This is a genomic window from Streptomyces sp. YKOK-I1 (assembly GCF_054660435.1).
Map to the genome: position 1 here is coordinate 4,867,811 of NZ_BAAGDR010000001.1, position 25,613 is coordinate 4,893,423.

Consider the following 25,613-nt stretch of genomic DNA (forward strand, 5'->3'; position numbering starts at 1 on the left):
GCACCCTCGGCGAGGGTGCCGCCCCTGTCGTATGCGGTGCCGTACGCGGCTACCGGCCTACGGCTCGAACTTGTAGCCCAGGCCCCGCACCGTCACCAGATACCGTGGCGCGCCCGGGTCCGGTTCGATCTTGGCGCGCAGGCGCTTGACGTGGACGTCGAGGGTCTTGGTGTCGCCGACGTAGTCGGCGCCCCAGACCCGGTCGATGAGCTGCATGCGGGTCAGGACACGGCCGGCGTTGCGCAGCAGCATCTCCAGGAGGTCGAACTCCTTGAGGGGCAGGTCGACCTTGGAGCCGGAGACGGTGACGACGTGACGGTCGACGTCCATCCGGACCGGGCCCGCCTCCAGGGCGGCCGGGGTCACCTCCTCCGGCTCGCCGCGGCGGCGCAGGACGGCCCGGATCCGGGCGACCAGCTCGCGCGAGGAGAACGGCTTGGTGACGTAGTCGTCGGCTCCTATTTCCAGGCCGACGACCTTGTCGATCTCGCTGTCCTTGGCGGTCACCATGATCACGGGAACGTTGGAGCGGCCGCGCAGCTGCCGGCACACCTCCGTGCCGGGCAGCCCCGGCAGCATCAGGTCGAGGAGGACGAGGTCGGCGCCGTTGCGCTCGAACTCGTCGAGTCCGTCGGGCCCGGTGGTCGCGACGGCGACCTCGAAGCCCTCCTTGCGGAGCATGTACGACAGGGCGTCGGAGAAGGACTCCTCGTCCTCGACGACGAGCACTCGGGTCACGGAAGGACCTCCGGGGCGGAAAGCGTCTGGTACGCGGTCGAATCGGGGGATGAGCGGCGGGACGAGGTGCGGGAGGGGGTGGGGGAGGAGATGCCGCCGGCCTGCCCGCCCTCGTCATTGAGGTCGTCCAGGTCGTCGAAGGTGTCGAAACCCCCGAGGCCTTCCGGGTCGTCGGGATCCGGATGCTGGTGGGCGCGATCGCGGTCGCGGGCGGCCGCGGCGGCCTCGGGCAGCCGCAGCGTGAACGTGGAGCCCTGTCCCTCGGCGCTCCACACCGTGACCTCCCCGCCGTGCGAGGCGGCCACATGCTTGACGATCGCGAGCCCGAGGCCCGTACCGCCCGTCTGACGGGAGCGGGCCGGGTCGACTCGGTAGAAGCGCTCGAAGATGCGCTCCTTGTCCTTGTCGGAGATCCCGATGCCCTGGTCGGTCACCGCGATCTCGATCAGGTCCCCGCCGGGCGCGGTCACCCGGCGGGCGGCTATGCCGACACGGGTGCGGGCGGGCGAGTAGTTGACGGCGTTCTCGACCAGGTTGCCGAGGGCCGCGGCCAGCTGGCCGCGGTTGCCCCAGACACGCAGGTCGGCGGTGCCGCCGGCCGCCATGGTGATCTGCTTGGTGCCGGCCTGGTGCCGGCAGCGGTCCACGGCCTCGGCGACCAGTTCGTCGACGCCCACGGGCTCGGCGTCCTCCAGCGGATCGTCGTTCTGGACCCGGGACAGATCGATGAGCTCCTGGACCAGGTTGGTCAGCCGGGTCGCCTCGATCTGCATCCGCCCCGCGAACCGCTCCACGGCCTCCGGGTCGTCCGAGGCGTCCATGACGGCCTCGGAGAGCAGGGAGAGCGCGCCGACCGGGGTCTTCAGCTCATGACTGACGTTGGCGACGAAGTCCCGCCGCACCGCCTCGATCCGGCGCGCCTCGGTGAGGTCCTCGACGAGGACCATCACGAGCCGGGAGCCGAGCGGCGCCACGCGCGCGGACACGGCGAGGGCCTCGCCGCGCCCGGTCCCGCGCCGGGGCAGATCCAGCTCGACCTGGCGTATCTCCCCGTCGCGCCGGGTGTCCCGGGCCATCTTGAGCATCGGCTCGACCGAAAGTTTTCCGCCACGCACGAGTCCGAGGGCGTACGCCGCGGAGCTCGCCTTGACGACGGCGTCGGCCTCGTCGAGGACGACGGCCGAGGAGCGCAGCACCGACAGGACCGTGTCCACGCCGGGCGGGAGCACGGGGTCGGTGTGCAGGGAGCTGCGGGTGGGGCGTGCCTGGTCGCGCTCGCTCCAGCGGAACGCCAGCATGGCGATGACACCGGTGAGCACCCCGGCGATCGCTGCCGCTGCGGCGACCGCCGCGTTCACGTCCATGCGTCCAGGTTAGGCACGGGATCCGGCGTGACCACAGCCATGCGGGTGCGACCTCGAACACTCGTCGCCCAGAGTTCACCTTGGAGCCAGTAGTGGTTCATTTGGGGTGACTGAATCCGACGCGTAGCGGGCGGACCGTGGCACCGTGGGGTTCGCCCCGGAGCATTCGTACGTACGAGAGGGAATCCTGATGCGGGACGCGTACCACGAGGAACTTGACTCGATAGGCGACAGCCTGGTGGAGATGGCCCGGCTGGTCGGGTCGGCGATCGGGCGCGCCACGACCGCCATCCTCGACTCCGACCTGAAGCTCGCCGAGAGCGTCATCGAGAACGACCAGAAGGTCGACGAGCTGCAGCACGACCTGGAGGCGAAGGCGATCGCGCTGCTCGCCCGCCAGCAGCCGGTCGCCACCGACCTGCGGATCGTCGTCACCTCGCTGCGGATGTCGGCCGATCTGGAGCGCTCGGGCGACCTCGCCCAGCACGTAGCGAAGCTCGCCCGGCTGCGCTTCCCGAACCGGGCGGTGCCGCACGACCTGCACGCCACGATCCTGGAGATGGGCCAGCTCGCGCAGCGCCTGATGGCGAAGGCGGCGGAGTGCATCATCACCAAGGACGTCGACCTGGCGCTCCAGCTGGAGGCCGACGACGACGCGATGGACCTGCTGCACCGCACGCTGTTCCAGCACCTGATCGACGACCGCTGGAAGCACGGCATCGAGACGGCCGTGGACGTGACCCTGCTGGGCCGCTACTACGAGCGGTTCGCCGACCACGCGGTGGCGGTGGCCAAGCGCGTGGTGTTCCTGGTGACGGGTGAGCACGCGGACGAGCTCCAGCCCGACATCCAGCCGGACATCCAGCCGGCCACGGGAACCGAGGGGGTGTAGGTCCCCCGCCGGGGAGGCGGGCGGGGTGGGCTTCCGGAAAGCGTGCGGGCGCCACTGTGCGCCGTTGATGCGCCCGGCACCAGGGGCATGAAATGGGCACAGGCCCTACGCCTCCGGGAGGAACCCATGGCCGAGTCCCCCAGCACCCCACAGCCCGACCCCGCCCAGGAACGCCCGACCGAGCAGCCCGCCGAGATCAGGAACCTGATGCTGATCGGCGCGTGCGGCTGCGGTTCGGGGTGCGGCTGCGGGTGCCAGTCGGGCAGCCCGTGCCAGTGCGGCTGAGCACGGCGTCGTACGTACGACGGGGCGGGGCCCGGTGACCACACCGGGCCCCGCCCTCTTGTCGCGGGAGCGCCTGGCCGGGCGCAGCATGGAGGGGACGACCGGACACCCGGACCGAGACCGGAAAGGGGGTGGACCCCATGCCCAAGTTCATGGACGTCCACCACAACATGAAGGGCATCACCCGCGAGCAGCTCCTCCAGGCGCACCAGGACGACCTCGCCATAGAAGGGGAGGAGGGCGTCCACTTCGAGTCCGCGTGGGCGGACCCCGAATCCGGCGTCGTCTACTGCCTCTCGGAGGCCCCGTCGGCGGAGGCGGTGCAGCGCATCCACGAGCGCACGGGCCACAGGGCCGACGAGGTCCACCCGGTGCCGCTCCAGGTGTGAAACCTGCATGATGGAGGTCCGGCGGGTGGAGGTCCGTCGGGTTGGGGGGAGACACCATGGACAGGCCGACGTCCGATGCGCAGCTGATGGTCGCGGAGGCGCGGAAGGCGTTCTTCGTGATGTTCGGGTTCCTAGCGCTGGTCTGGCTGGTGCAGCTGGCCAACTTCGCCGACGACTACACGCCGGCCCGCGAGTACGGCCTGGTCTCCGGCGACGTCGGCTCCCTGCCGCACCTCCTCACGGCGCCGTTCCTGCACTGGAGCTGGGCGCACATCGAGAGCAACTCCGGCCCGCTGTTCATCTTCGGCTTCCTGGCGGCGTACCGCGGGGTGCTGCGTTTCCTCGGGCTGAGCCTGCTGGTGGCGGTGACCAGCGGCCTCGCGGTCTGGCTCTTCGAGGGCGGGAACGCGGAGACGGTCGGCGCGAGCGGCCTGATCTTCGGCTACTTCGGATACGTCGTCGTCCGCGGCCTCTTCGACCGTCATCTCATCGACACGCTCATCGGCATCGTGATGGCGGCGTCCTTCGCCTACATGCTCACGGTGACCGTCCCCGGCACCCCGGGCGTCAGCTGGCTGGCCCACCTGGGCGGCCTCGTCGGCGGCCTCCTGGGCGCGTGGCTCTTCCGCGACCGCACGAAGCCCTCGCGGAACCCTTCCGGTTCCTCCGGTTCCTCCCGGCAACTGCCCGAGACCACCGCCAACACCGGGAATCCACGGGCGGACCTGCACAAGGAACTGGGGGACTTGGGACTGCTCTGACGGCGGCTGGTGTGCGACGACGTGCCTCACGACGTAGTGCTCACTGACCCTGGGGCCGGCGGGCTGGACGTCGTCCACGTCGGGCGTCGGCTCACGGGGCTGAGCCTCTGGCGCAGCAAGGAGAGACGCCGGCGCCGGGCTTGCTCCGATAAGCGTTGCTCCGTTTCCTCGTCCGCCGCCGCGAGGATGCCGAGGATCATCAGCAGCACCACGACCAGCAGGGCCAGAACGGTCACGGTGGTGGTCGTGGGGTAGGTCCACAGGAAGAGGGTGAGGCCGCCGGCTCCGATGACCGCGGCTGCGGCAAGGGGCTGGTTCCTGCGCAGCCACTGTCCGGCAGCCCCGGTCGTCACCCCCCTCCGGACGAGCGTGTGACCGGCGGTCTCGGTGCTTCGGGCCGCAGCCGAGCGCACGGCGGTCGCGCCACGGCCGGGTCCGCACAGATACCCCGCGCCCACGGCGAGCAGGGCCGTGAGGAGCACGGTGAGGACGGCCTCCCGGAGGAACCTGACCAGGGTGTCGTAGACCGCTGCCGTGGCCTCCCGCGTCTGACCCGACCGCGTCACCGCGTCCAGACAGATCTGGCGGGTGACGGCGAGTCCGACGAGCAGCCCGCACATCATGAGTGCGGTGCCGATGCCGCCGGCCATCAGCGCGACCCGGCGGGAGGGCGCCGCCCAGATGCCGAGCCCGCCGAGCAGAACCACCGTCAGGGGCAGCCACGGTCCGACGGCACCGAGCCAGCGGGCACCGTCCCGGGCCGCACCGAGATTCTCGTTGCGGACCAGCACGATCGATCGGTCGGCCCCGGGAATGCCCTGCGCCTTGACGAGCGTCGCGCCGACCAGCTGCTGCTGCACTTCTTCCGCCACCGGGCCGACGTTCAGGGTGAGGGTGTCGCCCTTGATCTCGAGCGCTCCGTCCCCCTCTCCCGTGAGGACATTCGTCGCGACGGTGTGAGCGCCGCGATTGACGCTGTCCCACGCGGTGCCGAAGGCGTCGCTCGTCACCACTTTCCCGACCGCGAAGCGCACGCCGGTCGTCAGTCCGGCCTTGATCTGGTCGTCCAGCGACCGGGCCGTATCGACGAGGAACCGGGGTGCGTCGCGCTCGGCCAGAGCGTCGGCGAGCGCACGGGTGACCGCGCGCACGTCGATCTGCTTCACCAGCCCGTCCGTGACACGGTCGATCACCACGTTCTGGACGGCGGGGTCCCTGGCCAGGGGTGAGACGGTCTGTTCGTACCGATCGGCATCGGTGATCTCGGAATTCACCCACGTGGCGACGACGGTGACGGGTACGAGCAGCACGGCCAGCGAGAGCAGCAGAGAAGCCGCGCAGAGTCGCAGGCGACGGTGGAGGGTGCCGTGAGTGCGCCGGCCGGAAGCCACGAGACCTACTTGCCCAGGCATGCGTGACAGCGGCGTCAGCGCTTGACGGCGCCCTTGACCCTGTTCTTGTGCACCGCGTGGGCCGCCTTCCGCACGGTCGCCCCGACGACCTGTCCGGCCTTCGCCCTGCCCCTCTCGCCGGCGCTCATCTCCACACCTCCGTACCGCCGCACCCCCGCGCAATCACCGACCGAGTTCCCTGAAGACACGGGTGCAACCACTCCACGCCCCCTGCGGTCAACGCAGAAGGCCCCTTGCCCACGGATGATCCGTGGGCAAGGGGCCCGTACGCGTGGGGCTACTTCTTCTTGCCCTGGGTCTGGGGGGCCCGTTTTTCACCCCTGGTCAGCGGGCCGCACACCTCAAGTGACCTGCGGTTGGGCCGTCGTTGTTGGTCGTTATTGGTCGTCGTCGGTCGACCTCGGAGGGCCCAGAGAGGGCCCGTCCGCGTCGCCGCGGCCCCTCACTCACGAAGAGGAGCAGCCTCCCACCTGACTTGCGAGCACGGCCTTCTCTTCGCCCGCTGGAAAGTACAAGAGGCCCCGGCGTACTGACCAGCCACTCTCACCACTGACCTGCGTCGCGGCCTTCCGTGGTCCGGTCGTGCAGCCCATGCTGGCCAGAGGACGGCCACAACTACACCCACGCCAGCATCCGTGGTCGAAGGTTATCCACAGACCCGCACGCACTGGCCTGCTGCGAAGTACGGTGCTGCTCCCGTTGAGACCACACGGAGTGCTGATGTCACACCAGACCGACGCCGCGCGGAGCACCCCACGAGCCCCGGAGGCGGAGCGAACAGTGCGGTCCGTTGTCAGTGCCTACGTCCATACTGCCGCCATGACCAAGTTCGAACGCTTGATCCATTGGTGTGAAGGACTGCCGAGCAAGCGCGAGAGGGCTCCGTGACCCTAGAGACAAGCCGCCGCCCCATCACTAGGCTGACTTGATTAGCCAGTTGGCGGAGGGGGCGTTGGGTGCGCATCGTGTGGCCGGCATTTATTCCAGATGGTCGTGCGAACCGACTCAAGGAGTACGCGCTAATGAAGCTCGCCAAGGAGGTGACACCGGATCGGTGGCTCTACCTTCGCGGCCCGGAAGAAGCGGCTCAACAAATACATATGCTCGGCACGTGCACCCCCGAAGAACTGACGGACGAACAAACGAGAGAATGGACCCACAGGTTCCATCTCATGGAATCAGATAAGGATGAGCTGCAGCCACTGTGTGAACTACTCAAAGAAGTATTATCCCTGACCACCAAAGGGGATCTCGACTTCGCGATAGCCTTCGATTGGTACAAAGACCCCGTCGGAGACGATCCCATGAGGTGGCCTAACACGCCATCTGGTGAGCTCATCTATCGAAGTAAATACTATTCCGAGGGGGTAGCCAGGACTAGGGCCCGAAGGGAACTTTTGGAAAAATTCTCCGACCTGATAGAAGAGCATCCACTTCTTCGAGAATGCCCCAATATCGTGACAGTCCCAGGGCATAAGGCGGACGGACAGAGCTTCGGGGAGCGTCTGGCGGATAGAGTGGCATCGAAAACTGGGAAGCAACTCACCCGAACAGAGTCGCCGGGTGGAACGCGACCTCAAGCCAAAGAAGGGACGGCGACAATAGCTGACGGCCACTTCGAAATGCCTGGCGGCATTTCTGGTGACGTGATCATCCTTGATGATGTTTACAGGAGTGGCACGACAATGAATGCAGTCGCTAGAACCGCGAAGCGTGCTGGTGCACGGCATGCATTTGGTTTGGCGGCAGTGCGAACGATGAGGAACTGAGATGTCCCAGAAGAAGTATGACTCGGTGTTCCTAGCGCTAGTTGCCTTCGAGACGGCGCGGACTCCAGCATGTATAGACGCCGTACTGCGCGAGAAGGGGCCCACAGGGCTTGAGGAACTGGCACTCAACCTAGACGATGCAGCGACTCAAGCATGCCGTCAGAAAGCGGCAGAACTGGCTGATCGAGGAATCTACGCTGTTCTGCGTGGGGAGCCAGACTATCCTGACACGTTAATCCATAGGGAGAAGTCGAGCGCTCCAATTCTGTTCTGCTACGGAAACTCAAAGTTGCTGAAGGCGGACGGCATCGGAATGTGCGGCTCTCGCGCCGTTAGCGATCTAGGCCTTAAGGCCGCAATTGCATGCGGAGAAGAGGTGAGCAGTCGCGGCCTGAGCGTGATCTCGGGATATGCAAAGGGTGTGGATACGGCAACCCATTTGGCGGCGCTGCGTGTTGGCGGATCCACGGTGATAGTCCTCGCCGAGGGTTTCGATCATTTCAAGATCAAGAAAGCTTTCGCTGACGACTTCGATCGCGATCGCGTACTTGTTCTCTCCCAGTTCCCGCCAACCCAGCCCTGGCTGGCCCATGCCGCAATGACGAGGAATCGGATCATTTACGGCCTAGGTCGAGCCCTCGTGGTTGTCGAGGCAGGAGAGCGGGGTGGAACCCTGGCTGCCGGCGAAGGCGCAATCCGGATGGGTCGGCCGGTCCTGGTGCTGAATTTCGGAAATGACACCCCTGCCGGAAACAGGATTCTGCTTGATAAGGGAGGATTCCCGATTGAATCTCGTGAAGCACTGGGCCAAATTCTCGACAAGCGGCCTCGCAACAACGGCGCTGCACAATTGACCCTTCCTGTCTGAGCGGGCCAATCTTGATTATGGAAGAGAATTCCCCCAGCGACAGATCCCGCGCTTAAGCCGCGAACGGAAGCCGTTCGGGAGTTGGCGTACGATCCGTAAATCCATGATCTGCTGGCCGTGCTGCTCGCTGCGCAAGCCACCCAGAGACCCGTGGTCCACCGTTCACCGCACTGCCATCCCGGACCGTTCTGACGTATGTGAAGCCCTGAGCGAGGTAGTACCGCTGGAGGGCCTCGTTCGTCGTCCACGCATCCAACCGCACCCAACGGGCACCTGCACGGTGCGCGCGGTCACCGGCCCAATCGAGCAGCTGCCCTCCGAGGCTCTGCCCGGCGTACTCGCGGGCCACGGTGAGCTTGTTTACGAACATCGCCGGTTCTGTCAGCTCTTCGTCTGTCCACAGGCCTTCTTCGGCGTCCGGGGTAAGCGTGATGGTGCCAGCGGTGGTGTGCCCGTCGCGGAGCATGAAGACTGTGCCAGCTTCGATGGTGGCCAGAAGCTTGGCGGCCGGGTACGGGCGGCTCCACTGATCGGAGCCAATGCCTCGTAGCCAAGCTGCGGCTTCCTCACGAAAGGCCAGCAGCTTGTCTACATCGTGCGGCTCCGCAGGCGTAATGATCACGTGTTCTCGCTCCGGGCGGCAAGGTTGCCGGTCTCGTAGTTCATCCGGTTCAGGTCCCCCCGGAACGTCGTAATGGTGCAGCGGATTGGGCGGTCTGCCGAGTATCCGGTTCGCGTCCAGAGCATCACCGGCACGCCCGCTCCGATCTCCAACAGACGAGCCTCCTCCGGGGTCGGCATCCGCGCCGCAATCTCATCGAAGTACCCAACCTGTTCGATCCCTTGAGCAGCCAGGTACCGCGTTGTTCCCTCCGCGATGTCTCCAGGCTCAGCCAGGCGCGGCGACGCGTCGACCAGCCACGACGGATAGTAGGTCGCCTGTGTGGACCATGGAACGTCGTCCACATAGCGATGACAGAACCGCAATACCGTCTTCGTACTCGGCTCGATCTTCAGTCGCTCAGCGATCTCCTGCGACGCCGGCAGCATCTCGACACGGAACGTCTGGTGCGGCCGGCGCCCCGCGTTCGTCACGTCTGTGTTGTACGCGTCGCCGTTCTGCGGGAACGTCAGGTTCTCGAAGCGAGACGCGTTGAGCTCGAACACCTCGTGTGACTTGACCTCGTACCCGAGTCCCTGGCTGGACGAGATCAGCCCCTCACTGACCAGCAGACTCAGCCCGTTGCGGATGGTGTTCCGCGACGCGTCGAAGCGCTGCTGTAGGTCGTTCTCAGAGGGCAGCCGCGATCCCGGCGCATGGGTGCCGTTGACGATCTCGCGGCGCAGGACGTCGGCCACTTGCCGGTACTTCGGCTGCTTGTTCATGGCCCCATCATGACGCACTCGCGCAACTTGTTGGTACATGCAGCCCCTAACCCCTTGACGCATCACTGTCCGTCGGTGCAGCATCACTACATCAGCTTGTACCAACAAGCTGAGCAGGTGGTGCAACACCTCCAAGTGTGCCTGCCTGTGCCCACAACTCAACAGCGTGATCCGCCACAGACGTGACGGCCGTGTCCATGCCGGCCGAGGTGAGCGGAGACCAGTCGGTCATCTCCCGTCAGGGACACGTGCCGACTCAAAAGAACGGATCTGCCCAAGGGCTTCCACGCCGCGCGAAGAGACCGGGATGCGATTCCTCGGAGGAGCGGGACTGAGGCACAGATCCATATCGCGCAGTACGGGCCGTCACCTCCCGCAAAGGGTGTCCGGCGCGGCTCAGGCCCGCGCACCTCTGACCGCCGCATCTGTGCGGCGGCCGGTTGCCTCCGCTGCTCGTCTCGTACGAGCAGCGCTGAGGGGGAGCCGGATCTACCGACTTCAACGGCGTGCGGCCCCGGTGCTGGAACACCGGGGCCGCTGTTCGGGCCGTTCACCTGTGGAAGGACACACGACCCAATGAATCACATCGTCACTGTTCAGGACGCTGTTACCGCGTTCGCCGACTTCATGGAGCCGACCAGCGCGGAGCTGGACGCGATCGAGGCGGAGATGCCGGTCATCGTCGCGGACGTCGAGCTGATGGACGCCTACATCGTCACCCTGGACCGCACTCCGACCGAGGTGGACACGCGCCGGCTGCGGCGGGCCCGCCGCAGGGCGCTGGCCGCGCGGCTGGAGCTGACCCGCATGGCGGCCACGGCCGCGGGGGTGAGCGCGTGAGTACCGAGACGCTCACCCTGGACGGCCTGGCCGTGTCGCTGCGGGTGCTGCGGCTGCTGGCCGTGGACTTCGGGCGTCTGCCGGCGCCGACAATCGACGTGTCGCCCATCTTCCCCGACCAGTTGGGGTTGAGGTTCCACGACGACCTGGCCGGCTTCGAGGCGTGGCGCGAAGCGCTGGGCATCGTCCCGGACAACGTGGACTACCGCGAGCAGGGCGACTGCAGCACACACGTGCTGAAGGCGTCCGTCGACTACGCCGGCGCCGTGCTGGAGCTGACCGGCTTCGGCGACGTCGACACCCCTGCGCCGGCCGCGGCGGGGGGTGCGGCGTGAACCGGTTCGGCAAGACGCTGCTGGTGCTGGCCCTGGTCGCGGTGGTCGCGATGGCGTTCCGGGTGTCGTGGAACGCGCTGCGGGACGTGGCCCGGGTGGTCGGTGCGGATGCGACCGCGGCGACGCTGTACCCGTTCGTCGTGGACGGTCTGATGGCCCTGGCCCTGGTCGCCACGCTGGTGCTGACCGACCAGCGCGACAAGCGGTTCGCGCTGCGCGTGCTGGCCGTCTACACCCTGGCCTCCCTGGTCCTGAACTACGTTCACGGCCTGGTCCCGGAGCTCCACGGCGGCGCGGTCGACTGGGGCCGGCTCGCCGACTGGGACCCCGCGAACTGGGCCCTGGTCCTGCTGGCCACCTCCCTCCCGGTCGGCTCGATCTACTTCGGTTCCGACCTGGTCGCCAAGGTGCTGCACCACCGTCCCGCACCCGCCCACGAGTCGGCGGACGGACACCGTGCGGATGCATCCGCACACCTCCCGCACACCCCCGCCCCGCCCGCGCCGGACCTTCCGCACGCTGAGCTGACCGGCACGCCGCAGCCGATTGCGGAGCCGGTGTCAGTGCAGGTGAACGGGGGTGCGAATGGTGTGCGGATGCCGGATCCGCACACCCCGCACACCGTCCGCACACCCGAGCTGAGTGCGGAGGAAGAGGCCGCCCGGCAGGCACAGTTCGAGGATGCGGAGCTGGAGCGGATGCGGCAGGACGCACGCCGCACGTACGCCGAATCCGCACAGGCCGCACGCCCCCTCAGCGCGCGTGCGCTCGCTGAGGCGTACGGCATGAGCGAGTCGTGGGCACGTAAGCAGATCCTCGCCGTGCGCAGTGCCGACGACCCCGACCGGCCGCACCTGGTGGCCGTGGGCAGTGAGGGCCAGTGAACGCGTCGCAGTCCCCGCGGCTGCGGGTGCTCTCGCTGGGCACCGCCTGAAACCCCATGTCAGCAGGCCCGACCGGCAACTTCCTACGGCCCCGGTCGGGCCCTACTCCACAGAGGAGTGCTCACAGCATGACGGAACTCAGCACTGAGCCGGTAGCCGTTCAGGCTCCCGCCGTACCGCCCTCGCCGCCCGACACCCCGCCCACCACTGCCACGGGCAAGGACGTGAAGGAGGTGGACCACACCCCCGGTGGCTGGCCCATCGTCCCGCTCGCCCTGTCCGGCGCGAACAGCACCGTTGGCGCGGTCGCCGCCGCTTCCCTGGCCGGTGGGCCGATCGCCGCGGTGGTCGCCGCAACCGGCATGGTCGTGCTCGGAACGGTCGCCGCCTCCCGCTCCCGTAAGGCGAACCCGCGTCGCGTGGCTCGCAGGTCTGCGGCCCGCGCTGCCGGCCGTGCGGCTGCACGCTCCGCAGGGCTACGGAACACGGGATCGGGCACCCGCGGCAGCACCGGGAGCCGTGCGGCCGGCTCGCGCGCCAGCCGCTCCGGTGGACCGTCGGGCAAGGTGCCCGGCCAGCACCGCCGTGGCACCGGCACCGCGAGCAGCGCGAACACGGGCAAGAGCGCTGCGGGTCGGGCCGGGCAGGTCAAGGCGTTGCGGGCCGCGCAGCAGGCTGCGGCAGGCTCGCGCGCCGGGCAGCGGGCGCAGACCACCAACGCGCGGCGCGCGGTCGCCGACGCGCGCCGCATCGCCAAGGCCGCGGCCGGCACCGCCCGGTCGGGCAAACGCCCCGGTCTGGCAGGCCGTCTGATGGGCGGCACAGCCCGCAAGGCGCGCGCGGCCCGAGACGCGGCTGTCACCAAGCAGCGCAGCCAGCGGGACGCCAAGACGGGCGCCACGGTCGCGGCGCAGCGGGCGCAGGTGCGTAAGGCCCCGGCCCGTCGGGCGGCGCGTAAGGCGCTGCGCCGGTCCGCGGCCCGCTTCCACGGGCGCCGACTGCTGGCCGCGCTGCTGGCGCTGCCGGTCGGGCTGCTGGGCTGCGTGTCCACGTGGCTCGGTCGCAAGCTCGGCATCCCCGCCCTGATGCACCCGGGGCGGCGCCTGTACCGGCGGATGGTCGACACGGCTGACGAGCAGGCCGCGGAGCGCGACGAGAACACCCGCAAGACCCTGCGCGAGCAGGAGGCCGCCGCGGACGCGGAAGCGGCGCAGGACGGCACGGACGGCATCGCGGACGGCGTCGAGCGGCCCGCAGTCATGGTTCCCACCAGCACGAACACCGATGTGAGTGAAGGAGAGCACGTGTCCGGTTTCCGGTTCGAAGAGGTCGCTTCCGAGATGGAGCAGGCCGCCAACCAGTACGACCCCGAGAACGCCATGGAGATCCTCGCCATGGTCGAGGGACTGCCCGCCGCACTGACGTCCGTGGCGAACGTGATGAAGATCCTCGCGGAGCGCTCCGACTCCGAGTTCCCGCTGGAGAAGGAAGTCGCGGACGGCTTCAACGACATCTTCGGCGCCCTGATGAGCGCCGTGGCGGTCGCGGAGGACATGGGGCCGCTGTTCCGGCAGGCGCACGAGCAGGACATCGCCCGCCACGAGGACCCCCGCAACGGCACCGAGGCCGAGAAGGGCTGGAACGTCTAACCATGAGCAGCACCGCCACCGCCAAGAAGCAGAACGTCAGCAGTGGCCCGGTGCTGGACTGGGCGGCCGGTCACGGACCCGTGACCGGCGCCCTGTCCGCCACCACCGGAGCCTTCGCCATCGCCACCACCGGCGCCGCCACCGCCATGCCCCCCGGCTGGGCACTCGCCGTCGGCGCCGCCGGCGCCCTCGGCCACACTGTCGCCGGACTGCGCGTGCGCAACGCCGGCCGCACCCTGGCCACCCGCGCCGCCTCCTGGCTGGTCGGCGCCGGATGGACCACCTGGGCCATGACCCACGGCCCACTCACCTGGGCCGCGCTCGGCTCGCTGGCCGCCATCGGTGTCGGGATCGGCGCCGCGGCCCGCTCGTCCGCGCTGTTCGAGGAGGCCCGCGAGGAGGAGGCCATCGCAGCGGAGCAGCGGCAGATCGCCGCGGAGTTGTCCGCGGAACGCCGGGCGATCGCCGCGGAATGGGTCGACCGGATCCAGCGCGTGTGCTCGATCACCGTGCGGGTGCTGGGGGTGGAGATGTGGGAGACCGGCGCTGGGTTCTCCATCGACGCCGAGCTCCCGCCCGGCGGCGCCACCTGGAACAAGATTGCCGGTGAGTCGCCGCGGCTGTCCGCGGACGCCCGGTTGCCGCACGGCTGCACCGCCACCGCCTCCCCCGGTATCCACCAGGGCCGGGTCATCCTCGACGTCACCACGGTCAACGTCCTGGAGCAGGAGCGCACCTACCCCGACGACTACAGCGTCCTGTCCCTGCACACGGGCATCCCGTGGGGCTACCGCACCAACGCACAGCAGATCCTCGCCTACCTGCGCGAGCAGTGCGCGCTGATCGTCGGCCCGACCGGATCGGGCAAGACGAACATGGTCCACAACATCCTTGCTGGCTTCGCCCGCGCCGAAGACGTCCTGACGTGGGTGATCGACCTGAACGCCGGATCGGCCGGCCTGCCCTGGGTGCTGCCCGCACTGAACGGGGAGATCACCCGGGAGGACAGCAAGCCTGTACGCCCGGGGGTGGACTGGCTCGCCGGCACCTACGACGAAGCCATGACCATGCTGGATGCGGCCGTGCGCGTGGCCAAGCAGCGCAAGATGGGCTACCAGGCGCTGCTGTCCAAGGCCAACACCGATCTCCTGCCGATCAGCCCGCGTATTCCTCAGATCATGCTCGTGATCGATGAGGGCGCGGAGATCCTGGCCAGCCCCGACCGGGCCGTGCGCAAGCTCGGGGACAAGATCCTCGAAGTGATCCGGATCGCCCGCGCCATGGGCGTGCGCACCGTGCTCACCGCGCTCGGTGCCACCGGGTCGGTGTTGAGCAACCTGATGATCCGTCGGGAAGCCAAGGTCCGCGTCGCCCTCACCGGCGGCGAGACCGAAGGCATGGACCTGTCCAAGATGTTCCCCGGCGCCCGCGGCCTGCGCGTGGAGCAGGCCCCGCACAAGGGTGCCGGGTTCATGGGCACCCCCGAGTCGCCGGCCGCGCTGTTCAAGACGTGGCGGATCCTGCCCAACCAGATCCGGGACATCATCGCCGCCACCTCCGACCGGCACCCCGTGCTCGATGACGTGTCCGCCAAGGCCGCCGGGCCCGCCTACGCCCGCCGCTGGGACACCGACCGCACCGCATGGATGCGCGACCAGGTCGCGACCGGCGACGCCGGCGACGCCTCGCCCGCTACACCCGGGGCACTGCGGCTGTCCGCGCTGAGCCAGCAGCAGGAGTCACCGGAAGACGCGTTGGCGCGCCGGTTCCGTGAGGAGATCGACGCCCAGTTCGACACCGCACCCGACCCCCGCACCCTCGAGCAGGACGCCGGGCCGGACCGCCCGGCCGGACTGAACCTGTCCGCGCTGCGGGACGAGCAGGACAGCCCCGCGCAACAGGCGGCGCTCGCCGCGCTCCTCGCCGCCGGCCCCGAAGGAACCGGAGCGTCCGCGATCGCCCGCGCGCTCGCCGACACCTACGGCACGACCCGTCAGACGGTCGTCGGCTGGCTGAAAACGTGGATGCAAGACGGCACCGCCGTACGCGTCGGGGAAGGCACCAAGGCCCGCTACGTCCACCGCTCGCACGCGCCCAACGACTGATCGCTTGTCACTTGTCGTCCCCGCTTCATTGCATGCCGCTTCTTTGGGCTTGGAGTCCCGGAAACGGCTTGTGACCTGGGAGGCGACAAGCGACAAGACAAGCGACAAGACAAGCAAGGCGACAAGCCGCACGACAAGAGAGACGACAAGCAACGCGACAAGCACAGCACTCATCCGCACGGGCCCGCGCCACCTGTTGGCGCGGGCCCGCGGCACAACCCGAGGGAGCCAGAAATGAGCCAGCACACCCCGCCCGGTCAGATGGCCCCGCACATCCCCGCCGACGTCTTCCAGCGCGCACAGGCGACCGGACAGCCGGTCGTGATCGTCGTCAACAACACCCCGGCCGGCTTTCCCTGGCAGCGGCTGCTGATCCCGTTCGCGATCGCCGGGGCTGCCGCGCTCGGCACCTGGGGCATGGTCGCCGCCCTGTGCTGGCTCATGGACGTCGCCGCCCACACCGCCACCGTCATCGCCGGCGCCGCCGGACCCATCGGAGTCGGCGGCATCACGTTGAAGCTCGCCCGCGGCAAGAACACCTAGCTACGCCAAGGGCGACCCCCCATTCCGCCAAGAACCGGGGTCGCCCTTGCCAACCAGCCCACTACAGACCTGTTGGAGGTCATCCAGCATGACGCAACCCACCGGCATTCGGCGAGCCTTACCGCCAGCCGCACCCACGCCCGCGGCGGGAGCTCCCATGGCACCCCGCATGCGGTTCTACCTGACCACCCACAAGCGGCACTGGCTCCGCCTCACCGACGTGCCGCTGTTCCTCAAGAGCGAGCACTTCGACCGTGCGGTGAAGTGGGACGAAGCCCAAGGTCCCTACGCCATCGACTCCGGCGGCTTCACGGAGCTGAAGCGCAAGGGAACGTGGACGCGCCCTCCCCGCCAGTACGTTCAGGACCTGCGCCGCATCTGGGAGCACGTCGGCCCCTACGACTGGGCCGCACCACAGGACTGGATGTGCGAGAAAGCGATCATCGAGGGCGGTTGGTTCGGCGGTGAGCACTTCGTCGGCACCCATCTCAGCGTCGCCGAGCACCAGCGCCGCACCGTGGCCAACTTCCTCGAACTGCGCTCCCTCGCCCCGGACCTGCGGATCGCCCCCGTCCTCCAGGGCGACAACGTGCCGGCCTACGAGCGGTGCGTGGAGCTGTACGAGAAGGCGGGCGTGGACCTGCGGGCCGAACCGGTCGTCGGGCTCGGCTCAGTGTGCCGGTTGCAGTCCACCCGGCAGGGCGCCGCGATCGTCACCGCCATGGCCGCCCACGGCTTCAAGCTCCACGGCTTCGGCTTCAAAATCCTCGGCCTGGAACGCGTCGGCCACCTGCTCGCCTCCGCCGACTCCGCCGCCTGGAGCTCCCACGCCCGCCGCCGCCCGCCCCTGCCCAGCCACACCCACAAGAACTGCGCCAACTGCATCGACTACGCCCTCAAGTGGCGCGAGCGCGTCATCCCCACCCACCAGCAGACGATGCTGACCGACCGGAGCGCCGCATGAACCCCCTGTCCCTTGCCCTGAACCTGGCCGCGGACGGGATCCCACCCCTGCCGCTGCGGGCCGGGAAGCTGCCGTTCGGGAACTGCCCCACCTGCACCGACAACGCGTGCGGCGGCAGGCCGAACATGAAGACCCCAGGCCCCTGCCAGTGCCCCGACGTCTGCCACGGCTGGGCCGCCGCGACCACCGACACCCGCACCCTCACCTCCCGGCCGTGGGCGGTCGCGTGGCGCCGGGCCGCCGCCGTGGCCTACCACCCCGGTGGCGCCGGTCTGACGGTGGTCGATCTCGACAACCCGGCCGCCGTCGCCTGGGCCGCACGAACTCTGCCGGCTACCCGGACCGTGGCCACCACGCGCGGCGAACACTGGATCTACCAGGGCACCATGCAGTCCGTGAACGCCGTCCACGACGGCGTCGACATCAAATCCACGATGTCCTACGCCCGGTGGCTCGGTCCCGGCACCGGCGCCATGACCGCCCTGCCGGACGTCGTGCGCGCGCTCGCCGTGAAGGAACCCCCCGCCGTCCGGCCGACACGGCACGTCGCCGTGCCTGCCCTGGCCGGTGGCGGGGAGTGCCGACACCGCACGCCCGCCTACCTGGAGCACGGGATCGCCATGGCCGAGCAGCGCATCACCGAGGCCCGTGAAGCGGTGCACACCACCGTCTACCGCACCTTCCTCGCCGTGCTGTCCACGCACGGCCGGTGCGGCTGCCTCACCGACACCCACATCGGCCGACTGTTCACCGCCGCGCAGGCCAAGGGTGAGTCTCCCCGGCACTGCACCGACGCGTGGACCAACGCCCGCACCCGGTTGGGACTGTGACCATGTCCGACGACGAGAAGAACCCCGCCCGCGAGGTCATCACCGACTACGCGCAAGCGCACTTCCGGTACTTCCGCACCGCCGACGGGACCGTGTACGCGCAGAAGAACGGCCACCCCGTCGCGCGGCCGATCCGCTCCCAAGGCACGACAGGCAGCCACCGACAGGAACTCATGGTCGGCCTGTTCAAGGACGGACGCGGCGTATTCAACGGCACCGCCCTCAAGGAGGCGTTGGACCTGATCGAAGCACTCGCACTGACGGAGGACGTGCAGCCCGTTCACATCCGCGTCGCCCCCGGATTCGACGGGGCGACGTGGCTCGACCTGGGCCGCAACGACGGGCAGTCCGTCCGCATCCACCCCGCCGGCTGGGACATCGCCATCCCCGACCCGCGTGAAGTGTGCTGGCGACGCACCCAGCTCACCGGAGAACTGCCCCTGCCCGCCAAGGACACCGACGGCAAGGGCATCGATCTCCTGCTCCGCCTGTGCAACTTCGCCACCGCCGAGACCGAGTGCCTGGCCATCGCGTGGCTCATCGGCTGCCTGGAGCCCTCCGTGCCGGTCCCCGCGCCGTTCCTCACTGGGCCGCAGGGAGCGGGCAAGTCCACCGGCGGCCGGATGCTCGTACGGATCATCGAGGGTATGAGCGGCGACCTGCGCCGGGCGCCGAAGGACGAGGAGAACCTGGTCGCGGCGGTGGCGGCCGGATGGGTCACCGCCCTGGACAACCTCTCCCACATGACGCCGGACCTGTCCGACGCGATGTGCTGCATCGTGACCGGCATCGAGAGCGTCAAGCGCGCCCTGTTCACCGACGGAGACGTGTTCCGCGTCGGCTACCGCCGGCCCTTGCTGCTGACCGGTATCGACGTGGGCGTCATTCGGCCCGACCTCGCCGAACGGCTCCTGCCGCTGCGTCTGGAACGGCCCCGTGTCCGGCGCACCGAGGCGGAACTCTGGGCGGAGTACGCGGAGGTTCTGCCCGTCGTGCTCGGCTCGCTCCTGGACCTCACAGTCAAGGTCCGTGCGATGGAGGCGGAGACCCCCACAGATCTGCGCATGGCGGACTTCGCCCGCCTGTGTGCGCAGCTCGACGCCGCAACCGGGCTCGGAGCTCTCACCGCCTACCGGGCCAGCCTGGACGACCTCAACGACGACGTCATCGAAGGTGACCTCCTGGCACAGACCGTGTTGCAGCACGCCGCCAGTCTCGACGCGGGCGCGGAGCAGCGGATGACGTCCACGGAGTGGTTGCACTGCCTCAGCCGCGTCTACGCCGGCGAGGACTTCCGCCCCCTGCCCAAGGGCTGGCCGACCACGGGCAAGGTGCTCTCCGACCGCCTCAAGCGCCTCCAGCCGACCCTGGCCGCCCGGGGCGTCCTCATCGACTCGGGCCGCACCCGGGAGGGCCGCTTCATCGTGATGACCCGCTCAGCGGCCGCGCCCTCGCACGAGCAGCAGGCGTTCTGACCGGCGCCGCCGTACGAGCAAGAGGAGCACCACCGGCCGAGGGTGCTCCTCTTGCTGTTCGGCGGCGCGCCGCCCTGCGATGGACGCGCCGCGTAGCGGCTCCTTCTTCACGTCCTGAGCCGCATCACACCACCACAGACACCCCCTCTTTTTTCCCAAGTAGGGGAACGCTGCGTCACAGCGTCACGGAGCCCACGCAAACGGCGGGTGACCTGCGCAGACGGGCGTGACGCAGACGGCCCCGGCTGCGTCACGCCGCGTCACCTGCGTCACGCGTGACGGACAGCCTGCGTCACGCGTGACGCACCCCCGCCCCTCTGCGTCACACAAACCCGCAGGTCAGAAGCCTGGATGACGCAGGTGACGCTGTGACGCAGAAATCCACACCTCGGACACACGCGGTCCGAGAGACACCCCCGAGGCCAACGCGACTCACCCTCTGAGGACTCCATGAGCCGAACCCGTTCCGCTCAACCCGACCCCCGCGCCACACTCCGCAGCGGCTTGCCTGACCGGTACCTCACTCCCGACGACATCGCCGAGATCTTCGGCGTCCCACTCGAAACCGTCTACCAGTGGCGCAGGAAGCGCACCGGTCCTCCCGGCTTCCGCGTCGGCAAGCACGTCCGCTACGACCCCGCCGAAGTGGGGGCCTACGTCGCTCAGCTCAAGAACGTCGACCGCGTCGCGGCCTGACGCAACCTCGCACACCGCCAGGGGTGGCCGTTGAACGGCCACCCCTGATCCATGCTGAGAAGGGACTCCGCCTCCGATGGCAGGCAGCATCCAAGACCGCTGGTACAAGACCGAGACCGACGCCAACGGCAAGACCGTCCGCGTCAAGACCGAGCGCTACGGGACCGGCCTGCGCTACCGGGCCCGCTACTTCGCGCCCGACGGGAAGCGCAAGGGCAAGTCCTTCCCCGACGGACAGAAGCGGCTCGCTGAGCAGTGGCTGAGCAAGGTCACGGCGGACGTGGCGCGCGGCGACTACATCGACCCGAACGCGTCGCGGACGTCCTTCCAGGAGTTCGCGGAAAGCTGGCTCGCGAGCCAGAGCGGTGACCCGAACACCCGCGCGTCCATGCAGTCCCAACTCAGGTTGCATGCCTTCCCGCGCATCGGGTCACGCGCCCTCGGCTCCTTCCAGCCCAGTCACATCCGCGAGTTCGTGACGCAGCTCGAAGCGTCCGGCATGTCCGGCGCGTACGCCCGCGTGATCTTCTCCAACGTCCGGGCCGTGCTCTCAGCGGCCGTAGAGGACGGCTACCTTCGCCGGAACCCGTGCAACTCGCGCACGGTGACGCTTCCCGAGATGGGCATGCGCCGGGTCGTCCCCTGGGAGCCGGGACGCGTCTTCGCCATGCGGGCCGCCATGGTCGAACGCTTCCGGCCCATGGTGGACATGGGCGCCGGCTGCGGCCTACGGCAAGGCGAGATCCTCGGACTCTCCGTGGATGAGCTGGACTTCGACAGCGGCACCCTGCACGTGGTGCAGCAGCTCAAGCTCAGCCTGAGTAAGGCCGTGTTCGCGCCCCCGAAGGGCGGCAAGCTCCGTGATGTTCCTCTGCCCGATCCCGTGGCGGAAGCGCTCCAGGAGCACATCAAGCGGTTCCCGCCCGTTGAGATCACGCTGCCGTGGATGCGGGCGAACGGTCAGCCCGTGACCAAGCGTCTGATCTTCACCGGGCCCAACGGTGGCCACGTCTGGCGTACCTCGCTGAATGAGGACCACTGGAAGCCCGCTCTGGCGTCCGTGGGCGTCATTCCGAAGGCCAGGAGCCGGGAGCACACCGCCGCGCGCGAACACGGCATGCACGCCCTGCGGCACTTCTACGCGTCGGTGCTGCTGGACGCGGGCGAGAGCATCAAGGCCGTCAGCGAGTACCTCGGGCACTCCGACCCGGGACTCACGCTGAAGGTGTACGCGCACCTCATGCCGAGCAGCCGGGACCGGGCCCGGAAGGCACTCGGTCAGGCACTCCGCCCGCCGCAGGACCCGCCGCGCTGAGGTCCCACAGAGGGCCCAGGCCGTGAAAATGCCCCCGCCCCGCGCCGTAAGCGCAGGTCGGGGGCATGATCACAGAACCTACTTCTTCTTGCCCTGGTTCTTGACCGCCTCGATCGCCGCTGCCGCCGCCTCGGGGTCGAGGTAGGTGCCGCCCGGGGTCAGGGGGTTGAAGTCGGCGTCCAGTTCGTAGGACAGGGGGATGCCCGTCGGGATGTTCAGGCCCGCGATGTCCGCGTCGGAGATGCCGTCGAGGTGCTTGACCAGGGCGCGGAGGCTGTTGCCGTGGGCCGCGACCAGGACCGTGCGGCCGGCCAGCAGGTCGGGGACGATGCCGTCGTACCAGTAGGGGAGCATCCGGACGACGACGTCCTTCAGGCACTCCGTGCGCGGGCGCAGCTCCGGGGGGATGGAGGCGTAGCGGGGGTCGGTGGCCTGGGAGAACTCCGAGTCGTCGGCCAGAGGCGGCGGGGGCGTGTCGTAGGAGCGGCGCCAGAGCATGAACTGCTCCTCGCCGAACTCGGCCAACGTCTGCGCCTTGTCCTTGCCCTGGAGGGCGCCGTAGTGGCGCTCGTTCAGGCGCCAGGAGCGGTGGACCGGGATCCAGTGGCGGTCCGCCGACTCGAGGGCGAGCTGCGCGGTGCGGATCGCGCGCTTCTGGAGGGACGTGTGGACCACGTCGGGGAGGAGATCGGCGTCCTTCAGGAGCTCACCGCCGCGGACCGCCTCCTTCTCGCCCTTCTCGTTGAGGTTGACGTCCACCCAGCCGGTGAACAGGTTCTTCGCGTTCCATTCGCTCTCGCCGTGGCGGAGGAGGATCAGCTTGTACGGTGCGTCGGCCATGGCTATGAGCGTAATCCACCGTCCTGATGCGGTGCGCCCCTGCTCGTTCCTCGGACGGTTGACTGGTTCTGTTAATCGGCTCGCTTCCGGCGGCTCCCGCTTCGTAAGTTCTGAGGGCTACCTACGGCACTTACCTACGGCACTACCTACGGGGGCTCCGCCATGTCCGTCACCGCGCTCAGACGTGCCGCCCGCGAGACCCTCTCGGGGCTGCCCCGTGAGTTCTGGTGGCTCTGGACGAGCACGCTCGTCAACCGGCTGGGCGGGTTCGTCGCCACCTTCATGGCGCTGTATCTGACGCTCGACCGCGGGTACTCCGCCTCCTACGCCGGGCTCGTCGCCTCGCTGCACGGGCTGGGCGGGGTCGTCTCCTCGCTGGGCGGCGGGGTGATGGCGGACCGGATCGGGCGGCGGCCCACGCTGCTGCTCTCGCAGATCGCCACGGCCGCTTCCGTCGCCGTGCTCGGGTTCGTCACCGATCCCGTCGCGATCGCCGGTGTCGCGTTCGCCGTCGGTGCCGCGTCGAACGCCTCGCGGCCCGCCGTGCAGGCGATGATGGCCGACATCGTGCGGCCCGAGGACCGGGTGCGGGCGTTCTCCCTCAACTACTGGGCGATCAACCTGGGGTTCGCCGTCTCCTCCATGGCCGCCGGGTTCATCGCCGAGGTCAGCTACCGCGCCGGGTTCCTGCTCGAGGCCGGGATGACCTTCGTGTGCGCCGTCGTCATCTTCCTCAAGCTGCCGGAGTCCCGGCCGGAGCGGGAGAGCGAGGCGGTGCGGGAGGAGGAGTCGGTCGGGCTCGGGACCGTGGTGCGCGATCTGCGGTTCATGAGCGTCGTCGGGCTGTCCTTCCTGGTCGCGCTCGTCTTCCAGCAGGGGTCCGTCGGGCTGCCGGTGGCCATGGGCGCCGCCGGGTTCACGCCCGCCGACTACGGCCTCGCCATCGCGGTGAACGGTGTGCTGATCGTCGTGCTCCAGATTCCGGTCACCCGCTTCATCGAGCACCGGGATCCGCGCCGGCTGCTGGTGATCTCCTCCGTCCTCGCCGGGTACGGCTTCGGGCTCACCGCCTTCGCCGGGTCGGTCGGCGTCTTCGCGCTCACCGTCTGTGTGTGGACCCTCGCCGAGATCGTCAACGCGCCGACCCAGACCGGGCTCGTCGTGGCCCTCTCCCCCACCCACGGCCGCGGGCGCTACCAGGGCATGTACACCCTGTCCTGGGCCGTCGCCTCCCTGGTCGCGCCGGTGATGTCCGGGTTCGTCATCGACCGGTTCGGGGCTGAGTGGCTGTGGGGCATGTGCGCGGTCGTGGGGACGGTCGCCGGGGCCGGGTACGCGGTGCTGCTGCGGCGCCTGGGGGGCGAGGAGCCCGTCGCCGACGGGAGTGGGAGGGCTGACGAGGGGCGTACGACGGCGGTGCGGAGCGGGTCGGGCGCCGGCGCCTGAGCCCGCGCACCAACAGCCCCCTCACGGATGCATCCGCGCCCCCTTCATCACCTTGTCCACCGCGTTCCGGGGTCCGTACACCGCGAGCCCCACCAGGTCCAGCTCCGTCGTCCGTACGGCCCGTACCGCCGCCCGGTTGTCGCGGTCGTTGCCGGTGGCGAAGAGGTCGCCGGTGAACACCGCGCGCGGGAGGGACCGGGAGAGCACGCGCGCGTGGGCCGTGGCCAGCATCTCCTTCGTGCCCTCGAAGACCAGCACCGGCTGGCGGAACATCGGCAGGTACGGCACACCGTCGCCGTCCTCGTACGGCTCCCCGATCACCTCGGGGAGCCGGGTGCCCAGGCCGCTGACCAGGAAGGCGGTGACGTTGAGGCGCTGCCAGGACTCCAGGTCCTCGCGGAGCAGGACGGCGATCTTGGTGTCGAAGCGCGGGGGTGTGGCGTCGTTCACGTTCATGGTCCGAGACTGCCGACCGCCGTCCGACCCCGTCTTGTACGTTCTTTGCATGGCTCCCCGTCGGCAGGTCTCCGCCTGGCGCCCCCGGATACCCGGTGTCGTGGAGGTCTTCCACGCCCACTTCACCGCGTACGCGTATCCGATGCATGTGCACGACGTGTGGACGCTGCTCATCGTCGACGACGGGGCCGTACGGTACGACCTCGACCGGCACCGGCACGGCACCCCGCACGACACCGTCACCCTGCTGCCGCCGCACGTGCCGCACAACGGCTCGGCCGCCACCCCGCACGGGTTCCGCAAGCGGGTGCTGTACCTCGACGGCACACGGCTCGGCGAGGATCTGGCCGGGGCCGCCGTCGACCGGCCCGATCTGCGCGATCCCGTGCTGAGGGACCGGGTCGGCCGGCTGCACACCGCGCTCGCGCAGGGCGGGGAGGAGCTGGAGGCCGAGAGCAGGCTGACGTTCATCGGCGAGCGGCTGGTTGCGCATCTGCGGCCCTCGGCGGCCGGTCCCGGGCGGCTGCGGAGCGATCCGGTCCTCGCCCGGCGGCTGCGCGAGCTCCTCGACGCGTCCGTGGTCCGAGGCATCGGGCTGGAGGAGGCGGCGCGGATCGTCGGGGCCCATCCCGCGCATCTCGTCCGGGCGTTCAGCGGCGCGTACGGCATCGCACCGCACCAGTACCTCACGTCACGCCGGGTGGAGCGGGCGCGGCGGCTGCTGCTCGACGGGGTGCCGGCCGGTGAGGTGGCCGTGGCGGCCGGTTTCTTCGACCAGTCCCATCTCACCCGGCACTTCCGGAGGTCGGTGGGGGTCACACCGGGGCGGTATGCGCGGAAGTCCTTCGTCCGGTGATCGCCCCCGGCTAGCGTCCCCGGCATGGACGAGACACAGAACGCACAGAGAGAACACGGCGACGACTCCTCCACCCCCTTCACCCCGTCCGGCCCGCGCACCCGTCGCGTCGGACGTCTCACGGCCGCCGTCGCGGGGGCGGCGGCCCTGGTCGCGCTGAGCGTCGGCGCCGCCCTCGCGGCCGGAGCGGACGACGGCGACGCCCCTCTGCCGACGGTGAGCGAGAGCACCCAGCCGGCCGACACCGGGGGCGGCACGGACGGCGGCGACGGCGGATCCGTCGGCCTCAGCGAAGGCGCCGACGGCGGCACGGGCGGCACCGACGGCGGCACCGATCCCGTGCCCACCGAGAGCCCCGTCGACCCGCAGCCCGGCACCGGCTCCCCGGTGGATCTGGCGGAGCTGGACCGGCGTATCGCCGAACTGGACGCCAAGGTCGACCAGTTGCCGACCAAGAAGGAGCTGGCCGACGCCCTGCGCGCGTTCGCCGATCAGCTCGACCCGTAGTTCGTGTC

General features: G+C 69.3%; 27 protein-coding genes. 20 read left to right on the top strand and 7 right to left on the bottom strand.

Going from position 1 to position 25,613, the window contains the following annotated elements; genetic code table 11:
• Positions 1–57 precede the first annotated feature (57 nt).
• A complete protein-coding gene (locus tag ACYQ8Q_RS21370) occupies positions 58–738 on the bottom strand; it encodes a response regulator transcription factor (protein WP_015659563.1) in 681 nt (226 codons plus the stop codon).
• Positions 735–2,102, bottom strand: coding sequence for a sensor histidine kinase (locus tag ACYQ8Q_RS21375; protein ID WP_460067116.1), 1,368 nt, complete (start codon positions 2,100–2,102; stop codon positions 735–737). Before ACYQ8Q_RS21375 ends, ACYQ8Q_RS21370 begins: the two co-directional genes overlap by 4 nt.
• A gap of 190 nt (positions 2,103–2,292) precedes the next feature.
• Here ACYQ8Q_RS21375 and phoU point away from each other — a divergent pair, with 190 nt between their 5' ends.
• The 4 genes from phoU (at position 2,293) to ACYQ8Q_RS21395 (ending at position 4,429) form a co-directional block, all read left to right on the top strand.
• Positions 2,293–2,994: a phosphate signaling complex protein PhoU gene (gene phoU / locus ACYQ8Q_RS21380; RefSeq protein WP_460073438.1), complete on the top strand. Its 702-nt coding sequence runs from the start codon at positions 2,293–2,295 to the stop codon at positions 2,992–2,994.
• Positions 2,995–3,120: 126 nt separating this feature from the next.
• Positions 3,121–3,279, top strand: coding sequence for a hypothetical protein (locus ACYQ8Q_RS21385; protein ID WP_460067117.1), 159 nt, complete (start codon positions 3,121–3,123; stop codon positions 3,277–3,279).
• Between the two features lie 140 nt (positions 3,280–3,419).
• Positions 3,420–3,668, top strand: a complete 249-nt coding sequence (locus tag ACYQ8Q_RS21390) for an SCO4226 family nickel-binding protein (RefSeq protein WP_460067118.1) — start codon at positions 3,420–3,422, stop codon at positions 3,666–3,668.
• A 56-nt stretch (positions 3,669–3,724) separates the two neighbouring features.
• Positions 3,725–4,429, top strand: coding sequence for a rhomboid family intramembrane serine protease (locus ACYQ8Q_RS21395; RefSeq protein ID WP_460067120.1), 705 nt, complete (start codon positions 3,725–3,727; stop codon positions 4,427–4,429).
• Between the two features lie 26 nt (positions 4,430–4,455).
• On the opposite strand, the gene ACYQ8Q_RS21400 is transcribed toward ACYQ8Q_RS21395, so the two are convergent.
• Complete coding sequence (locus ACYQ8Q_RS21400) at positions 4,456–5,841, bottom strand: hypothetical protein (RefSeq protein WP_460067122.1); 1,386 nt, start codon at positions 5,839–5,841, stop codon at positions 4,456–4,458.
• Between the two features lie 1,022 nt (positions 5,842–6,863).
• Between ACYQ8Q_RS21400 and ACYQ8Q_RS21405 the strand changes: the two genes are divergently transcribed.
• Together ACYQ8Q_RS21405 and ACYQ8Q_RS21410 are read left to right on the top strand one after the other, a co-directional pair.
• A complete protein-coding gene (locus tag ACYQ8Q_RS21405) occupies positions 6,864–7,610 on the top strand; it encodes a ComF family protein (RefSeq protein ID WP_460067123.1) in 747 nt (248 codons plus the stop codon).
• A 1-nt stretch (position 7,611) separates the two neighbouring features.
• Positions 7,612–8,478 carry a DNA-processing protein DprA gene (locus tag ACYQ8Q_RS21410; protein ID WP_460067124.1) on the top strand — a complete coding sequence of 289 codons (867 nt, stop codon included), beginning with the start codon at positions 7,612–7,614 and terminating at the stop codon, positions 8,476–8,478.
• Positions 8,479–8,530: 52 nt separating this feature from the next.
• Here the strand turns inward: ACYQ8Q_RS21410 and ACYQ8Q_RS21415 are convergent, their stop codons facing one another.
• Both ACYQ8Q_RS21415 and ACYQ8Q_RS21420 read right to left on the bottom strand, forming a co-directional pair.
• Positions 8,531–9,100 (bottom strand): GNAT family N-acetyltransferase, encoded by a 570-nt coding sequence (locus ACYQ8Q_RS21415; RefSeq protein ID WP_460067126.1) that lies wholly within the window; start codon positions 9,098–9,100, stop codon positions 8,531–8,533.
• Positions 9,097–9,864, bottom strand: a complete 768-nt coding sequence (locus tag ACYQ8Q_RS21420) for a GntR family transcriptional regulator (RefSeq protein WP_460067127.1) — start codon at positions 9,862–9,864, stop codon at positions 9,097–9,099. The genes ACYQ8Q_RS21415 and ACYQ8Q_RS21420 overlap by 4 nt, the downstream gene beginning before the upstream one ends.
• Before the next feature lie 576 nt (positions 9,865–10,440).
• On the opposite strand from ACYQ8Q_RS21420, the gene ACYQ8Q_RS21425 reads away from it, so the two are divergent.
• From ACYQ8Q_RS21425 to ACYQ8Q_RS21475, 11 genes are all read left to right on the top strand, one after another.
• On the top strand, positions 10,441–10,704 hold the full coding sequence (locus ACYQ8Q_RS21425; RefSeq protein WP_460067129.1) for a DUF6284 family protein: 264 nt from the start codon (positions 10,441–10,443) through the stop codon (positions 10,702–10,704).
• Positions 10,701–11,039 (top strand): hypothetical protein, encoded by a 339-nt coding sequence (locus tag ACYQ8Q_RS21430; RefSeq protein WP_460067131.1) that lies wholly within the window; start codon positions 10,701–10,703, stop codon positions 11,037–11,039. The genes ACYQ8Q_RS21425 and ACYQ8Q_RS21430 overlap by 4 nt, the downstream gene beginning before the upstream one ends.
• The gene (locus ACYQ8Q_RS21435; RefSeq protein ID WP_460067133.1) at positions 11,036–11,923 is read left to right on the top strand and encodes a DUF2637 domain-containing protein; all 888 of its coding nucleotides are present in this window, start codon (positions 11,036–11,038) and stop codon (positions 11,921–11,923) included. Before ACYQ8Q_RS21430 ends, ACYQ8Q_RS21435 begins: the two co-directional genes overlap by 4 nt.
• 128 nt (positions 11,924–12,051) lie before the next feature.
• Entirely contained in the window at positions 12,052–13,572 is a 1,521-nt protein-coding gene (locus tag ACYQ8Q_RS21440) for a hypothetical protein (protein ID WP_460067134.1), read from the top strand.
• A 2-nt stretch (positions 13,573–13,574) separates the two neighbouring features.
• A complete protein-coding gene (locus ACYQ8Q_RS21445) occupies positions 13,575–15,677 on the top strand; it encodes a hypothetical protein (RefSeq protein WP_460067135.1) in 2,103 nt (700 codons plus the stop codon).
• A 234-nt stretch (positions 15,678–15,911) separates the two neighbouring features.
• Positions 15,912–16,220 carry a hypothetical protein gene (locus ACYQ8Q_RS21450; RefSeq protein ID WP_460067137.1) on the top strand — a complete coding sequence of 103 codons (309 nt, stop codon included), beginning with the start codon at positions 15,912–15,914 and terminating at the stop codon, positions 16,218–16,220.
• A gap of 157 nt (positions 16,221–16,377) precedes the next feature.
• A complete protein-coding gene (locus ACYQ8Q_RS21455; protein ID WP_460067139.1) occupies positions 16,378–17,184 on the top strand; it encodes a deazapurine DNA modification protein DpdA family protein in 807 nt (268 codons plus the stop codon).
• The gene (locus ACYQ8Q_RS21460) at positions 17,181–18,014 is read left to right on the top strand and encodes a bifunctional DNA primase/polymerase (RefSeq protein ID WP_460067140.1); all 834 of its coding nucleotides are present in this window, start codon (positions 17,181–17,183) and stop codon (positions 18,012–18,014) included. The genes ACYQ8Q_RS21455 and ACYQ8Q_RS21460 overlap by 4 nt, the downstream gene beginning before the upstream one ends.
• A 2-nt stretch (positions 18,015–18,016) precedes the next feature.
• On the top strand, positions 18,017–19,489 hold the full coding sequence (locus tag ACYQ8Q_RS21465; RefSeq protein WP_460067141.1) for an ATP-binding protein: 1,473 nt from the start codon (positions 18,017–18,019) through the stop codon (positions 19,487–19,489).
• Positions 19,490–19,939: 450 nt separating this feature from the next.
• Positions 19,940–20,185 (top strand): helix-turn-helix domain-containing protein, encoded by a 246-nt coding sequence (locus tag ACYQ8Q_RS21470; RefSeq protein WP_445034347.1) that lies wholly within the window; start codon positions 19,940–19,942, stop codon positions 20,183–20,185.
• 76 nt (positions 20,186–20,261) lie between these two features.
• Entirely contained in the window at positions 20,262–21,500 is a 1,239-nt protein-coding gene (locus tag ACYQ8Q_RS21475) for a tyrosine-type recombinase/integrase (protein ID WP_460067142.1), read from the top strand.
• 78 nt (positions 21,501–21,578) lie between these two features.
• Here ACYQ8Q_RS21475 and ACYQ8Q_RS21480 read toward each other — a convergent pair whose 3' ends face one another.
• Positions 21,579–22,340 carry a phosphoglyceromutase gene (locus ACYQ8Q_RS21480; RefSeq protein WP_460067143.1) on the bottom strand — a complete coding sequence of 254 codons (762 nt, stop codon included), beginning with the start codon at positions 22,338–22,340 and terminating at the stop codon, positions 21,579–21,581.
• 162 nt (positions 22,341–22,502) lie between these two features.
• Between ACYQ8Q_RS21480 and ACYQ8Q_RS21485 the strand changes: the two genes are divergently transcribed.
• The gene (locus tag ACYQ8Q_RS21485; RefSeq protein ID WP_460067144.1) at positions 22,503–23,786 is read left to right on the top strand and encodes an MDR family MFS transporter; all 1,284 of its coding nucleotides are present in this window, start codon (positions 22,503–22,505) and stop codon (positions 23,784–23,786) included.
• Between the two features lie 21 nt (positions 23,787–23,807).
• Here the strand turns inward: ACYQ8Q_RS21485 and ACYQ8Q_RS21490 are convergent, their stop codons facing one another.
• Positions 23,808–24,242 (bottom strand): DUF2000 family protein, encoded by a 435-nt coding sequence (locus ACYQ8Q_RS21490; RefSeq protein ID WP_460067145.1) that lies wholly within the window; start codon positions 24,240–24,242, stop codon positions 23,808–23,810.
• Positions 24,243–24,291: 49 nt separating this feature from the next.
• On the opposite strand from ACYQ8Q_RS21490, the gene ACYQ8Q_RS21495 reads away from it, so the two are divergent.
• Positions 24,292–25,098 carry a helix-turn-helix transcriptional regulator gene (locus ACYQ8Q_RS21495; RefSeq protein ID WP_460067146.1) on the top strand — a complete coding sequence of 269 codons (807 nt, stop codon included), beginning with the start codon at positions 24,292–24,294 and terminating at the stop codon, positions 25,096–25,098.
• A gap of 24 nt (positions 25,099–25,122) precedes the next feature.
• Positions 25,123–25,605, top strand: coding sequence for a hypothetical protein (locus ACYQ8Q_RS21500; RefSeq protein ID WP_460067147.1), 483 nt, complete (start codon positions 25,123–25,125; stop codon positions 25,603–25,605).
• Positions 25,606–25,613 lie beyond the last annotated feature (8 nt).